Source organism: Flavobacterium sp. GW823-FHT04A11, from assembly GCF_058796535.1.
Window position 1 is genome coordinate 1,846,466 of the sequence record NZ_CM179503.1, and the last position, 13,914, is coordinate 1,860,379.

The window sequence follows — 13,914 nt, forward strand, 5'->3', positions numbered from 1 at the left end:
TTGAATTTTAATGTTAAAAGTAAAAATTCCATCTTTTAAATCCCAAACTCCAATTTTATTAAATTATCAACATAACGTTTTTAATTTTGTGTTTGGAATTTGGAATTTAAAATTTGGAATTTAAAATTTGATTTATTCTTCAGTTGCAGGAGCAGCAGCTTCAACAGCTGGTGCAGCCTCTGCAGCAGGAGCAGCGTCAGCAGCTTCTTCTGTAAATACTTCAGTTTCTTTGTCAGAACCTCTGTCAGAAAGACCTTCGATTACAGCAGCAGTAACTAAAGACAAAATTTTGTCAATTGATTTAGAAGCATCATCATTTGCAGGAATAACGTAATCAACCTCTCTTGGGTCAGAATTCGTATCAACCATTGCGAAAACTGGAATGTTTAATTTTTGTGCTTCTTTTATTGCGATGTGTTCAGCTTTGATATCTACTACGAACAATGCTGCAGGTAGTCTAGACATATCAGCAATTGAACCTAAGTTTTTCTCTAATTTAGCACGTAGACGATCAACTTGCAAACGCTCTTTTTTAGATAACGTCATGAAAGTACCATCTTTCTTCATTTTATCAATAGAAGACATTTTTTTAACTGCCTTTCTGATAGTTACAAAGTTAGTTAGCATTCCACCAGGCCATCTTTCAGTGATGTAAGGCATGTTTGCAGCTTTTGCTTTATCAGCAACGATGTCTTTTGCTTGTTTTTTGGTAGCTACGAATAAGATTTTTCTACCTGATGCAGCGATTTTTTTCAAAGCTTCATTAGCCTCTTCGATTTTTGCTGCAGTTTTATATAGATTGATAATGTGAATACCATTACGCTCCATATAAATGTAAGGGGCCATATTTGGATCCCATTTTCTAGTCATGTGTCCGAAGTGAACACCTGCTTCTAGTAAGTCTTTTACTTCTATTTTGTTTGCCATTTTTGTACTAGTTTACGTTCTGTTGATTAGCAATGTATAAATGGCGGTTTCCCAGGCTTTATACATTTAGATGCTAAACTATTTCCTACCTCGATAGGAGAGCAACAACAACTGTGTTTTTTAATTTCAATAAATAATTGATGATGTCCTGTACCAAATGTACAAGACAGGTAATATTAACGTTTAGAGAATTGGAATCTCTTACGAGCTTTCTTCTGACCGAATTTCTTACGTTCAACCATTCTTGGATCTCTTGTTAATAAACCTTCTGGTTTAAGGATAGCTCTGTTTTCAGCATTTACTTCACACATAACGCGTGCTAATGCCATTCTTACAGCTTCTGCCTGACCAGTTGAACCACCTCCGTAAACGTTTACTTTTACATCAAAGTTGTTTACATTTTCTGTCATAGACATTGGTTGTAAAACTTTGTATTGTAAAGTTGCAGTTGGAAAGTAAGTTGCGAATTCTTTTTTGTTTACAGTGATTTTTCCTGTTCCTTCAGAAACATATACACGTGCAACAGCGGTTTTTCTTCTACCGATTTTGTGAATAACTCCCATTACTTAAGATCGTTTAGGTTAACAGTTCTAGGTTTTTGAGCTCCTTGTTTGTGCTCAGATCCTACAACAACATTTAGATTTCTAAAAAGTTCAGCTCCTAATTTATTTTTAGGTAACATTCCTTTTACAGCTTTCTCTACTAATAATGCAGGGTTTTTAGATTGCAATACTTTAGCAGTTAAAGTTCTTTGTCCTCCTGGGTAACCTGTATGACGCATGTAAATTTTGTCATTCATTTTTGTACCTGTAAGGTTAATTTTTTCTGAGTTGATAACAATTACGTTATCTCCACAGTCAACGTGTGGTGTGTAACTTGGTTTGTACTTACCTCTTAAGATCATCGCAACCTTTGAAGCAAGACGACCTAAGTTATGACCTTCAGCGTCTACAACAATCCACTCTTTTGTTACAGTGGCTTTGCTAGCTGAAATTGTCTTGTAGCTTAATGCGTCCATAATATTATTTTAATTAAACATTCCATCCCCAATAAAGGGGATGCAAAAGTACAATTAATTATTTTAAAACCAAATACCTGAAAAGATTATTTTATATGCTGAAAATCAGGACATCAGTTTTTTATTTAAAACAATAAAAAAAAAACACCTTCACAATAACGCGAAGGTGGTTTCAATATTTAGATTTGTTTTTATTAAACAATAAATAAATTGGCAATATCTACTACTTGTTGTGTTCCAAGTGGTTCATCATAAGCTTCTGATCCTGCGGCAGCTCCAAATAAAGTCGCCGTATTATAACCTGCCTGCATTGTAACTCCTTCGCCGGCATAAACTGCTTGGGTAGCTTCGGGCATTCCGGCACCTCTTTCGGCATTAGAAATCCATCCTTTTAATCCGCGTAAGCGTCGCACTTCTGATGCGTGTCTCGCTTCTACAGAATGTATTTGCAATGCAGCCGTTAATAAATCCGGAGTAGTTATTAAATTTCCGGCCTGACCTTTATAAGCTCTTACTCCTGTGTCTTCAAAGGCTTGTGCCAAAGCTAAAAAGGTTGGATAATCTCCAAAGGGATCAAATGCTCCGCCAACAGTAAAGTCAAAAGTAGGTTTCGGAACAAAATTAGCACTTGCTGTTCCACCCAGTCCTGCAATTAAAAAAGAAACGTGGTCTGCTTCGTGTGCTGCTATTTGTTGGAAAACTTTTAAATCACGCCCGCCATTTTCTGATGCCGGAATTACGCCTGAATCTAAAGCCATGGCATAAAATTCGTTTTCAAGATATTCTAAAGTCAATGCAAATTGCAAAGCTCCAATTGGCGTTGCAGGTGTTGCAGTAATGTCTTTTGCTAATGCTTTATTTGCCATTGCAGATAATCCGAATGGTATTGAGGCATATGCCAATGTTTTTCCTATGTTTCCAAACTGATTAAAACTGTCTCTTCGAGAGCTGGTGCTTCTCATTAAGCTATCATCAGTAAATGTTTCTATAAATTTTAAAATATTCATAATTTCTAAGTTTTAGCTAGTTAAGATTAAGGTAAATATTTGGCAGTAAATTTTGTCGTAATAAATCCTCCTGCAATAGGTAAAATTTTTGAAGGATCCTTAGCAACATCTAAACCTGTTGATGTGCTAATAATATCATCACCGGCAAAATCCTTAGAATTTGGATTTATCAAACTTCTGATAGCCGAAGCATGTCTTGCTTCAACAGAAACAATTTTTCCTGCTAAGACTAAATAATCAGGACTTTTAATTAATTTTCCTGCTCCATTATAAGCAGCAACTCCGGTATCTTCTAATGCTTTTGCAGTAGCAAGAACTTCTGTACGGCTGTTGAAATTTAAAGAGCCATAATTAAAAGCCAAAGACGGAAGCAGTTGAGAACTCGGATCAGGAAGTGCTCCGCTCAAAGCTGCTTTAAAAAAATCTCTGTGAATTACTTCGTGATGGTACAAATCAGTAAGAACCTGACGTTCTGTATCGTTAAAAGTAGCATTGAAGCCAGTGGCATTTACCACCTTGGTATAAAAATCTGCTTCAAGTTGTTCCAGCGCATAAGCATAAGTTAGTACGCCAAAATCTCCCGATCCTAAATCGAAAACACCATTTCTGATTCCCGGCAATGAAGTATCATCCATTTCTTCATCGTTATCATTATCGCTGCAACCAGCTAAAACCAAACCTGCGCCAACTAATGTTAAGCCACTGAGCTTAAGAAAGCTTCTTCTGTTATTCAATGAAGGATCTACTTCATGAATTTTAACTTCGTTTTTCATAATTAAAGGTTTTTTTAATAAGGTTAATAACATGTATTAAGGTATTAACGAAATTTTAAGAGGGGCGGTTTTCAAAAAGGGATGTTTTTTTATTTTATTTTAAAAAAGCCCGTATAATTTTAAATAGCAATGTGTGTTTTTTGTTTTATTTTCGGTAATTCTACTATATTTGTATTAATTACATAAAATAATTTTAAATGAAAGCTAAAGCAACTCTAAAACAAATTGCGAAAGAACTAAATGTTTCTGTATCGACGGTTTCTAAGGCGTTAAACGACAGTCCGGAGATTAGTGAGCAAACAAAGGTGAAGATTAAGGAGTATGCCAAACTCAAAAATTACAAGCCGAATGTTATTGGTCTGAATTTAAAAAATCGTAAAACCAAAACAATTGGTGTAATTATACCTAATATATTAAACTCCTTTTTTGCAAAGGTTTTTAGTGGTATAGAAAAAGTAGCCGATAAAAAAGGATATAATGTAATTACCTGTATTTCGAACGAATCTCTGGAGAAAGAAATTCATACACTTGAAATGCTGAGCAACGGAACTATCGACGGATTTATCCTTTCCGTTTCTGAAGAAGCTCAGAAATTACAAGATTACAGTCACTTTTCTGCTATTATTAATGACGGAACGCCAATTGTAATGTTTGACCGAATTGCAGATGAAGTAGAATGTGATAAAGTTGTAGTAGACGATTTTGATTCGGCATTAAACTCAACGCAGCATTTAATTAATTTAGGATGTAAAAATATTGCCCTAATTTCTTCTGTTGATAATTTAAGCGTTGGAAAACTAAGAGCCGATGGATATTTGAAAGCTTTAAAAGACAATAATATTCCGGTAAACGAAAAAATTATTCTTCGTACCGATTCTGAAGATGACATGAAAGCTAAAATTGATGCCATTTTTGACAATAAAATTGATGCTATTTTTGCTTTGGATGAAAATGATTCAGTTGCCGCTTTGAGAGTAAGTTTGAAAAAAGGTTTCAGAGTTCCTGAAGATATTTCGATAATAGGATTTGCCGATGGTATTTTAGCATCAAGACGTTTGTCGCCAAGTTTGACAACAATAAGTCAACACGGAATTGAAATTGGAGAAGTTGCCGCAAAACAATTAATCAAACGTTTAGAAGAGAAAGAAGATGAAACTTCGGATTACGAAACTATCGTTATTAAAACAAAGTTGAAAGAAAGAGAGTCGACTAGAAAAGTTTAGGATAAATAAAAAACCATCAGTTTTCGCTGATGGTTTTTTTGTATTAGTTTGTTGAACCTTCTTCGATAATTTGTGGACTATGAAAATTTGGACCATTCCAATCCGTGTATATTTTTAAATAGTCTAAAAGCGTTTTTTGCGTTTTTACATCATACTTTTTTAAATAATCTGATGTTTCCGAGATAACCTTCTCATTGTAATAAAAAAGATATCTATTGTCGTTTTCAAGAATTCCCCAAAAATTATCTGCACCAGATCCAAATGAATAAAATCTAACTAATAATATATTTTTGTTTGATTCAGTTTGAAAAACTTCTATGCATTTAGTTATTCCTACTGCATTTGAATATTGTTTAATCAATGAGTTTTCCTTTTCGTTTTTTACTCCAAATTGATTGTGATCAATTAAAAATTGAATCATTTCCTTCTGGTATTTCTTTATCCTGTAATCTTTATCTACCTTAAGTCGATTCTGACTATAAAGAACAGGTGAAGAAATTAAAAAAGAGAAAATTAAAATCAATTTAATCTTGACCATAAAACATTTAGCTATTTTATTAATGCGCTGCCAGCCAATCTGTACCCAAACCAATTTCTACATCTAAAGGAACACTCATCATAAATGCATTTTCCATTTCATGTTTGATCATCGGCTGAATTTTTTCGAGCTCATCGTTGTGAACATCGAACACAAGCTCATCATGAACCTGAAGCAGCATTCTTGATTTCCAGTTTTCTTCTTTTAATTTTTTATGAATGTTGATCATCGCGATTTTAATCACATCGGCAGCACTTCCCTGAATTGGTGCATTTACAGCATTTCGTTCAGCAGCACTTCTCACAACGGCATTGGCTGAGTTAATGTCTTTTAAATATCGGCGACGGCCTAAAATAGTTTGTACATAACCTTTTTCGCGCGCAAACTCTATTTGTTCATTAATATAAGATCTTAATCTTGGATATGTTTTATAATATGCCTCGATCAAAGCAGCACTTTCGCCACGGGATAATGAAGTCTGATTACTTAATCCGAAAGCGGAAACACCGTATATAATTCCGAAGTTTACTGTTTTAGCGTTGCTTCTTTGCTCGCGTGAAACTTCTTCCAATGGAACATCAAAAACTTTTGAAGCCGTTGCTCTGTGAATATCTTCTCCGTTTTGAAAAGCGGCAATCATATTTTCTTCTCCGCTTAAAGCAGCAATAATTCTTAATTCTATTTGCGAGTAATCGGCAGAGATTAAAGTGTGGTTTTCATCGCGCGCTACAAATGCTTTACGAATCTGACGACCTCTTTCAGTACGAATCGGAATGTTTTGTAAGTTCGGATTATTAGAACTCAAACGTCCCGTTGCCGCAACAGTCTGCATATAATCGGTATGAACACGCAATGTTTTCTTGTCAACTTGTTCCGGCAAAGCCAAAATATAAGTACTTTGTAATTTCACCATTTGGCGCCAATCCAGAATTTCTTTTACAATTGGATTATCATTGGCTAAATAAGTCAAAACTTCCTCTCCCGTTGCATATTGCCCGGTTTTGGTTTTCTTTTGTTTTGCACCGCCAATTTTTAGTTTGTCGAATAAAATATCACCCAATTGTTTCGGCGAAGCCAAATTGAATTTCTCGCCTGCGGTTTCGTATATTTTTTGTTCCAAAGTTTTAATCTCAACCTCCATTTCTTTAGACATGGCACTTAAGAACTCCACATCCAAACGAATTCCTTCGGTTTCCATATCGGCTAAAACGCTCACTAACGGAATTTCGATTTCATCAAATAACTTTTTAGTTTCTGTTTTATCCAGTTCTGCAGTAAAAACTTCTTTTAATTGGAGTGTTATATCCGCATCTTCTGCAGCGTATTCTTTGATATCTTCAAGAGGAACGTCGCGCATCGAAATTTGGTTTTTCCCTTTCTTTCCAATTAATGTTTCAATTGATTTTGGAGAATATTTCAAATACGTTTCTGCTAAAATATCCATATTATGACGCATATCCGGATTAATCAAATAATGCGCAATCATGGTATCAAAAAGTTTTCCTTTTACGGTAACGCCATAATTAGAAAGGATTTTTAAATCATATTTTAAATTCTGACCAATTTTTTCGATGTTTTCATTCTCAAAAAAGGGCTTAAATTTATCAATTAAAATCTGTGCTTCTGCCTGGCTTTCCGGAAACGGAACATAAAAAGCTTTTCCTTTTTCATAAGAAAAAGACATTCCAACCAATTCTGCATTTAAAGCATCTAAACCGGTTGTTTCAGTATCAAAACATACAGAAGTTTGTTTTTGCAGATTTTGTAAAAGCAATTTTATTCCTAAATCACCTTCAACAGCCTGATAAGAATGAGTCGTATTTTCTAAAGTGTTGTAAAATGAAGTTCTTTCTTCTGAATTTTCATCCAGAGTTGCCCCTCCGCCAAAAAGATCAAACTGATCTTCGTTTTTAGGCTGTGGTTTTTTGTACAATTTGGCTTCATCACCTTTATTTGCTAATTCATTTCCACCGCCAACTTTAAATAAATTATCAAATTGTTCTGCCATTCTTCTAAATTCCAATTCCTGAAAAATAGCATCGGTTTTTTCAATATCCGGACGCGAAAGTTCATAGTCATTTTCATTAAAAACAACATCACAATCACATATAATAGTAGCCAGTTTTTTTGATAAGATTCCTTTTTCTTTATTGGCTTCAATATTCTCTTTCATTTTGCCTTTTAGTAAATGCGTATTTTCTAAAAGATTTTCCATTGTGCCAAATTCTTTCAGGAACTTTTTGGCAGTCACTTCACCAACACCCGGCAATCCCGGAATATTATCGACAGCATCACCCATCATTCCAAGAAAATCAATTACCTGATCCGGTCTTTCGATTTCAAATTTTGCCAAAACTTCAGGAACACCCCAAATTTCGATACCATTTCCCATTCGGGCTGGTTTATACATGAATATATTTTCAGAAACTAACTGGGCAAAATCCTTATCTGGAGTAACCATAAAAACTTTGTAATTTTCTTTTTCAGCTTGTTTAGCAATAGTTCCAATTAAATCATCGGCTTCACATCCTGCCATTTCAATAATCGGAATATGCATGGCTCGTAATAAATCCTGAATATACGGAATCGCAATTTTTATCGCCTCTGGCGTTGCATCACGATTGGCTTTATAATCAGAATACATTTCAGTTCTTACCTGGCTTCCTTCTTTATCAAAAGCAACAGCTAAATGATCCGGTTTTTCACGTTTTATAACATCCAAAAGCGAATTCATAAAACCCATGATCGCTGATGTATCCATTCCTTTAGAATTAATTCGCGGATTTTTTATAAAGGCATAATAACCACGAAAAATTAATGCATAAGCATCCAGAAGAAAAAGACGTTTTTGAGTTGACATAAAAAAAAATTTAGTCTGTAAAAATAATCAATTGGGTTTTAAAAATGATTCGGTTTGAAAAATTAATTTGTTTTGAACCATATAAGTGAAATAAGTTCATGAAAGTAGCAGCGCAGCTATTTTTTACCGATATAATTAAATGAACTTATATCATCTATATGGTAGAAAAGTCCAATAGTTAATGTCAAGTTAAAATAATCTTGTTTGATGGTTTCTTCATTTTGTCTTCATTTTATGAGGGTAAATTTGATCTGTAAAATAAAAAGTAATAATTTTTAAATAGTAGAAATCATGAGAAATTTATTGATGTTATTAGTAGCAGTTTTAGGAACAAGTGTTATGGTAAATGCATTTCCTGCAAAAGAAGTAAAAGCAACTCCTGCGAAAGAAGTTAAAGCAACAAAACACCCAAAAAACAAAGCAGACAAAAAAACAAAATCTGATAAAAAAGCAGCCACAAAATCTGAAACTGCAAAACCAGAAGCTGCAAAAGCAGGCAAATAATATTGTTTTTGTTTTGCTATCGAAAAATTGTAAGGCAGCAAAACAGAAAGGATAATTATGGAAGAAGCTGATAGAGAAATTTATCAGCTTTTTTTGATTCGTTAATTTTTTAATAATGAGCAACCGGACTTTTTATAATTGCTTAATTTTAGTTGCGCTTAGAACTTCTATTTATGAATATTTTAATTGTTGAAGATAATAAAGAACTTGCTGTCGAAGTTTACGACTTTTTGTGCAATGCAGGTTATGTATGCAAAATTGCTAATACTTGTGCCGATGCATTAGAAGAAATAAACAGCAACGATTATGATGCGATGCTGCTCGATCTTGGTTTGCCTGACGGAGATGGTTTTGAGGTTTTGAAAACGGTTCGAAAAACCAAATCAAAAATGGCTGTAATTGTGATTACCGCTCGTGGCGAACTCGACGACAGAATAAACGGTTTGCATCTTGGCGCTGATGATTATTTGACGAAACCTTTTGCCTTAACAGAATTGAGCGCAAGATTATTTGCCGTAATTCGCAGAATGCATGGTTTTACTTTGAATGATTTGCTGATACACGGATTTTCATTGCAATTACAGGATTATAAAGTAAGCTACAACGAAATTCCCATTAACCTCACCAAAAAAGAATTTGATATTTTTCAATATTTGGTTTTGAATAAAAATCGGGTAATTACAAGATTACAGCTTACAGAACATATTTGGGGCGATATTCTGGAAGTTAATTCAGACTCTAATTTTATTGATGTCCATGTTCGAAATCTCCGCAAAAAACTCGATAAACATACGGCTATTGACTGGTTCGAGACCGTAAGAAATGTGGGTTATCGCATAAATGAATAAACAAACCGGACTGTGAAAATAAAACACCAATTGGCTATTTTTAATGCACTAACACGTTTGTTGGTGATTTTGGTTTTGTGGTTAATGCTGCCCATTTTGGTACAAAGCGTGGTTTATAAACATATTAATAATGGATTGCTCGAAAAAAAGAAGAAATTCATCGATCATTTAAATCAAAAAGAAATAAATGATTTTATCGAAAACGCTGATGATTCGACGGAAACCTATTCTCAGTTTTCGACTTTACACAGTGAATTTTTGGTTTTGTCAAGAATGGCCATTAAACCGCATGAAAAGAAAACCACTTTTGGTAATGAATATCGCATTATTGAAGGGGAAGAAAATGAATACAGAATTCTACAGCATCATTTTACTTATGAAAAGGAAGATTATCAACTCGAAATTGGCAGCAGTCTCAGTGAGGTAAAAGATCTAACTTTTATTATCAGGTTGTTTATTATTATTGTTTTGGTCATTATTCTGCTGGCTACTTTTCTGGCAGATACGGTTTATATCGAATATTTGCTTAAACCTTTCTATAAAATTATTGATACTAAAATTAGGCGTGTAAACGAACCTGAAGTTTTTGATTACACTCCGATAAAGGCAAAATCTAGGGATTTTAGGGAATTAGATTTGGTTTTAAATCAAATGATGGATCGTATCGGAACGGTTTTCAAAAAAGAAAAACAATTTATATCCAATGTTTCTCATGAACTTTTAACACCAATTGCTTTGTTGAAAAACAAACTGGAGAATCTGCTTCAAAATGATTCTTTAGATGATAATGCGATTGATAAAATTGCCAGTTCGCTTAAAACTCTGGACATGCTTAAAAAAATTATCAATAACTTATTGTTGATTTCCAGAATAGAAAACAATCAATATGAAGCCAATGAAAATGTTGATTTTAATGAAATCGTAAATAGTTTATATGAAGATTTGCAAGACAGAATAGAAGATAAAGTACTAACATTTGAAAACACAATACAGCATAATTTTCATTTTACAGGAAACAAAACACTCATTCATATTTTACTCTATAATTTGGTAACCAATGCCATAAAATACAATCGTGAAAACGGAAGCGTAAAGGTCAGCGATGGATTTATAAATCAAAATTACTTCATCTCCATTTCAGATTCCGGAATTGGAATGGATGAAACTCAAATAGAAAAAATCTTCAATCGTTTTACCAGAATCAGTTCTGATCAGGACGGGCAGGGGTTAGGTCTTGCTATTGCAGAAAGTATTGCTGCTTTTCATCATATCGAAATTAAAGTTACTTCGACTTTAAATGCCGGAACAACATTTATGTTATTATTTCAAACCTTATAAAAGCTAATTAATTGTTAATTCGTTTAACAGGATAATTTCTTCATTTTGTCTTCATTTAGGGATTATATCTTTGGCTTATAAATAATGAAACAATAATAATCATAAAACTTAAAATCATGAAAAAAGTATTAATGCTTGCAATCGCAGTTCTTGGAACTACAGCAATGGTAAACGCTCAAACAACTCCAGCTCAGACAACTCCTGCAAAAGAAGTTAAAGCTTCTAAACACGCGAAAAAGAAAGCTGAAAAAGCAGATAAAAAAGCAGAAGCTGCAAAAACAGAAGCAGCTAAAGCAGAAACTCCAAAAGCTAAAAAATAACGGTTAATTTTTTCATTTTTTGGTTCATAAATTGTTGGTTTGGTTTATGACAATAGTTTACAATGATAATTTTTAGTCAGAGAAAAGCTGGTAGAGAAATCTATCAGCTTTTTGTTTTGCTTTTTGAGTTAAATTTTTGATAATAAAAAGCAATAAAATTTTCATTCTTTGTTACTTTGCTTAAAACTACACCTACATGATAATTCGTTTTATAATTCTTTGTGCTCTTTTTTTATTTATTGAGTTTTATTCTTACCAGGCATTTCGTACCTTAGTTAAATTAAGATGGGTTTTGGTAAGTTATCAGGTTATAAGCTTACTGCTTTTGCTTTTTATCATATATTCATTTACACAATTTGACCGTTCAGTTGGGCAAACCAAGCAAACCATGTTTACCATGGGTTTAATGCTGCTGGTTTATGTGCCTAAAATTGTACTGACGCTTGTGATGTTTGGAGAAGATATTTTTAGAATTGGCGCAAGTCTTTTAAATTATTTCATGTATAATGCTCCAAGAAAAGAGATGATGCCGGATAGACGAAAGTTTATCAGTCAAATCGCTTTAGGATTAGCAGCGGTACCGTTTTTATCTTTGATTTACGGAATTTTTGAAGGAAAATATAATTTTAAGGTATTCAAACAAACGATCTTTTTTCCGGATTTGCCGGATGCTTTTGATGGATTTAAAATCACTCAGATTTCAGACGTTCACAGCGGAAGTTTTGATAATCCCGAAAAAATAAATTATGCGATCGATCTGATTAATGAGCAGGAAGCTGATATGATTTTGTTTACCGGAGATATTGTAAATACACATGCTGTAGAAATGAATCCTTGGCTGAAGACTTTCAATCGAATAAAAGAATATAAATACGGTAAATTTTCTGTTTTAGGAAATCATGATTACGGTGAATATGTAACCTGGCCTTCTGAAAAGCAAAAAGATGAAAACTTTCAGGCAATTAAAAATCTTTACGGTCAGATAGGGTTTAAGCTTTTATTAAACGAACATACTTATATTCAAAAAGGGGAAAATAAAATTGCTTTAATTGGTGTAGAAAACTGGGGTGTAAACTTTAAAAAAGCAGGAGACTTAAATAAAGCTTCACAAAACGTTCATCAGGACGATTTTAAGATTTTAATGAGTCACGATCCGAGTCATTGGGATGCGGAAATTAAGGAACATCCTAAAAACTTTCACCTGACGTTATCAGGACATACACATGGTATGCAATTTGGAATTGAAATTCCGGGTTATTTTAAATGGAGTCTGGCGCAATACATTTATAAACAATGGGCCGGACTTTATGAAAATGTAGGAAGATACGTTTATGTAAACCGCGGTTTTGGATTTCATGCCTATCCGGGACGCGTTGGAATCATGCCGGAAATAACGGTGATTGAACTAAAAAAAGGCAACAATGTGGCTTAATTCGTTAAAAATGCTACATTTGTATTAATTATCTCTTTTTAAAAGATTAAAAGAATTAAATTTTTGGTTTTATGTCAAAATTTGGAGAACTTATAAATGCTCAAGTTCCGGTGTTAATTGATTTTTACACGGATTGGAACGAATCATCTGTATCTATGCATCCTGTGATTAAGGATGTTGCGGCTGCACTTGGCGATAAAGCCAAAGTGATTAAAATTGATGTAGATAAGAATCAGGAACTGGCTGAAGCATTGCGTATTAAAGGGCTTCCTACTTTAATGATTTATAAAGAAGGACAAATGATCTGGAGACAATCCGGAGAACTTGATGCGAATACTATTATAGGAATTGTGCAGGAACAGTTTAGTGTATAAACTATTTCTTTAAAAGATATTAGTGAATAATATCAAAAGCAAATCCATTTTCTTTTAAAAAATGAAGTGTTTTAGGTAACGCAAATTTTAAATTTTGCGAAGCTTTTATACTATCATGAAAAACAATTACACTTCCTGACTTTACATTTTTAGTCACGTTTTCAAGACATTTTTCAGGAGTAATACTTTGGTCGAAATCGGCGCTAAGAACATCCCACATGACTATTTTGTAGCCTAGATTTCGCAAAATCTTAGATTGTTCCTTTTTGATTTTCCCGTAAGGAGGACGAAACAATAGCGTTTCTGTTTTCTTTTCTTCTTCTAATACAGCAGCACAATTTTTTACGTTTTCGATATAATCATTCGTATGGCTTTTCCATCCATTAACATGATTCATCGTGTGGTTTCCTATGGAATGTCCTTCAGTAATTAGTTTTTCGAATAAGGATAAATTCGCTTTTATATTTTTTCCAATACAGAAAAAGGTAGCTTTTGCATCAAATTTTTTCAATTCAGATAAAACCCAATCTGTAACTTCAGGAGTGGGACCATCATCAAAAGTCAGGTAAATTTTCTTTTCATTGTTTGGAATATCCCAACAATATTTAGAAAACACCCTTTTTATAAATGAATTAGTTTTTACCCAATAAAAGCTCATTTTGAAATGATTTTAGATATAATGTAAAAATAAAAAATGTAGCGCTATTTTTCAATAATGCTACATTTTTTTAATTAATATGTTTTTCGTATCT

15 protein-coding genes are annotated in these 13,914 nt (G+C 33.4%); 7 read left to right on the plus strand and 8 right to left on the minus strand.

Features of this window, described 5'->3' with window-relative positions:
* Window positions 1-132: 132 nt before the first annotated feature.
* The 5 genes from rpsB to AC3QL1_RS08085 form a co-directional block, all read right to left on the minus strand.
* On the minus strand, window positions 133-927 hold the full coding sequence (gene rpsB / locus AC3QL1_RS08065) for a 30S ribosomal protein S2 (RefSeq protein ID WP_492496628.1): 795 nt from the start codon (window positions 925-927) through the stop codon (window positions 133-135).
* 176 nt (window positions 928-1,103) lie between these two features.
* Window positions 1,104-1,490 carry a 30S ribosomal protein S9 gene (gene rpsI / locus AC3QL1_RS08070; protein ID WP_007808909.1) on the minus strand — a complete coding sequence of 129 codons (387 nt, stop codon included), beginning with the start codon at window positions 1,488-1,490 and terminating at the stop codon, window positions 1,104-1,106.
* The gene (gene rplM, locus AC3QL1_RS08075) at window positions 1,490-1,945 is read right to left on the minus strand and encodes a 50S ribosomal protein L13 (protein ID WP_007808911.1); all 456 of its coding nucleotides are present in this window, start codon (window positions 1,943-1,945) and stop codon (window positions 1,490-1,492) included. Before rplM ends, rpsI begins: the two co-directional genes overlap by 1 nt.
* A 194-nt stretch (window positions 1,946-2,139) precedes the next feature.
* Entirely contained in the window at window positions 2,140-2,952 is an 813-nt protein-coding gene (locus tag AC3QL1_RS08080) for a ferritin-like domain-containing protein (RefSeq protein WP_492496631.1), read from the minus strand.
* A 26-nt stretch (window positions 2,953-2,978) separates the two neighbouring features.
* Entirely contained in the window at window positions 2,979-3,725 is a 747-nt protein-coding gene (locus AC3QL1_RS08085; protein ID WP_492496633.1) for a ferritin-like domain-containing protein, read from the minus strand.
* Between the two features lie 197 nt (window positions 3,726-3,922).
* On the opposite strand from AC3QL1_RS08085, the gene AC3QL1_RS08090 reads away from it, so the two are divergent.
* On the plus strand, window positions 3,923-4,948 hold the full coding sequence (locus AC3QL1_RS08090; protein WP_492496635.1) for a LacI family DNA-binding transcriptional regulator: 1,026 nt from the start codon (window positions 3,923-3,925) through the stop codon (window positions 4,946-4,948).
* Between the two features lie 43 nt (window positions 4,949-4,991).
* On the opposite strand, the gene AC3QL1_RS08095 is transcribed toward AC3QL1_RS08090, so the two are convergent.
* Window positions 4,992-5,486 carry a hypothetical protein gene (locus AC3QL1_RS08095; RefSeq protein ID WP_492496637.1) on the minus strand — a complete coding sequence of 165 codons (495 nt, stop codon included), beginning with the start codon at window positions 5,484-5,486 and terminating at the stop codon, window positions 4,992-4,994.
* Between the two features lie 19 nt (window positions 5,487-5,505).
* A complete protein-coding gene (gene polA / locus AC3QL1_RS08100; RefSeq protein WP_492496639.1) occupies window positions 5,506-8,346 on the minus strand; it encodes a DNA polymerase I in 2,841 nt (946 codons plus the stop codon).
* Window positions 8,347-8,637: 291 nt separating this feature from the next.
* Here polA and AC3QL1_RS08105 point away from each other — a divergent pair, with 291 nt between their 5' ends.
* The 6 genes from AC3QL1_RS08105 (at window position 8,638) to AC3QL1_RS08130 (ending at window position 13,162) form a co-directional block, all read left to right on the plus strand.
* On the plus strand, window positions 8,638-8,850 hold the full coding sequence (locus AC3QL1_RS08105; protein ID WP_492496641.1) for a hypothetical protein: 213 nt from the start codon (window positions 8,638-8,640) through the stop codon (window positions 8,848-8,850).
* A 173-nt stretch (window positions 8,851-9,023) separates the two neighbouring features.
* Window positions 9,024-9,698, plus strand: a complete 675-nt coding sequence (locus AC3QL1_RS08110) for a response regulator transcription factor (RefSeq protein WP_492496643.1) — start codon at window positions 9,024-9,026, stop codon at window positions 9,696-9,698.
* A 12-nt stretch (window positions 9,699-9,710) separates the two neighbouring features.
* A complete protein-coding gene (locus AC3QL1_RS08115; RefSeq protein ID WP_492496645.1) occupies window positions 9,711-11,036 on the plus strand; it encodes a sensor histidine kinase in 1,326 nt (441 codons plus the stop codon).
* A 116-nt stretch (window positions 11,037-11,152) separates the two neighbouring features.
* Window positions 11,153-11,356: a hypothetical protein gene (locus tag AC3QL1_RS08120; protein WP_492496647.1), complete on the plus strand. Its 204-nt coding sequence runs from the start codon at window positions 11,153-11,155 to the stop codon at window positions 11,354-11,356.
* 196 nt (window positions 11,357-11,552) lie between these two features.
* Window positions 11,553-12,788: a metallophosphoesterase gene (locus AC3QL1_RS08125; protein WP_492496649.1), complete on the plus strand. Its 1,236-nt coding sequence runs from the start codon at window positions 11,553-11,555 to the stop codon at window positions 12,786-12,788.
* A gap of 71 nt (window positions 12,789-12,859) precedes the next feature.
* The gene (locus tag AC3QL1_RS08130; protein WP_059117840.1) at window positions 12,860-13,162 is read left to right on the plus strand and encodes a thioredoxin family protein; all 303 of its coding nucleotides are present in this window, start codon (window positions 12,860-12,862) and stop codon (window positions 13,160-13,162) included.
* A gap of 19 nt (window positions 13,163-13,181) precedes the next feature.
* On the opposite strand, the gene AC3QL1_RS08135 is transcribed toward AC3QL1_RS08130, so the two are convergent.
* The gene (locus AC3QL1_RS08135) at window positions 13,182-13,820 is read right to left on the minus strand and encodes a polysaccharide deacetylase family protein (protein WP_492496651.1); all 639 of its coding nucleotides are present in this window, start codon (window positions 13,818-13,820) and stop codon (window positions 13,182-13,184) included.
* Window positions 13,821-13,914 lie beyond the last annotated feature (94 nt).

Coding starts and splice junctions, on each gene's coding strand:
- rpsB (WP_492496628.1), bottom strand. CDS start 927: ATGGCAAACAAAATAGAAGTAAAAGACTTACTAGAAGCAGGTGTTCAC.
- rpsI (WP_007808909.1), bottom strand. CDS start 1,490: ATGGGAGTTATTCACAAAATCGGTAGAAGAAAAACCGCTGTTGCACGT.
- rplM (WP_007808911.1), bottom strand. CDS start 1,945: ATGGACGCATTAAGCTACAAGACAATTTCAGCTAGCAAAGCCACTGTA.
- AC3QL1_RS08080 (WP_492496631.1), bottom strand. CDS start 2,952: ATGAATATTTTAAAATTTATAGAAACATTTACTGATGATAGCTTAATG.
- AC3QL1_RS08085 (WP_492496633.1), bottom strand. CDS start 3,725: ATGAAAAACGAAGTTAAAATTCATGAAGTAGATCCTTCATTGAATAAC.
- AC3QL1_RS08090 (WP_492496635.1), top strand. CDS start 3,923: ATGAAAGCTAAAGCAACTCTAAAACAAATTGCGAAAGAACTAAATGTT.
- AC3QL1_RS08095 (WP_492496637.1), bottom strand. CDS start 5,486: ATGGTCAAGATTAAATTGATTTTAATTTTCTCTTTTTTAATTTCTTCA.
- polA (WP_492496639.1), bottom strand. CDS start 8,346: ATGTCAACTCAAAAACGTCTTTTTCTTCTGGATGCTTATGCATTAATT.
- AC3QL1_RS08105 (WP_492496641.1), top strand. CDS start 8,638: ATGAGAAATTTATTGATGTTATTAGTAGCAGTTTTAGGAACAAGTGTT.
- AC3QL1_RS08110 (WP_492496643.1), top strand. CDS start 9,024: ATGAATATTTTAATTGTTGAAGATAATAAAGAACTTGCTGTCGAAGTT.
- AC3QL1_RS08120 (WP_492496647.1), top strand. CDS start 11,153: ATGAAAAAAGTATTAATGCTTGCAATCGCAGTTCTTGGAACTACAGCA.
- AC3QL1_RS08125 (WP_492496649.1), top strand. CDS start 11,553: ATGATAATTCGTTTTATAATTCTTTGTGCTCTTTTTTTATTTATTGAG.
- AC3QL1_RS08130 (WP_059117840.1), top strand. CDS start 12,860: ATGTCAAAATTTGGAGAACTTATAAATGCTCAAGTTCCGGTGTTAATT.
- AC3QL1_RS08135 (WP_492496651.1), bottom strand. CDS start 13,820: ATGAGCTTTTATTGGGTAAAAACTAATTCATTTATAAAAAGGGTGTTT.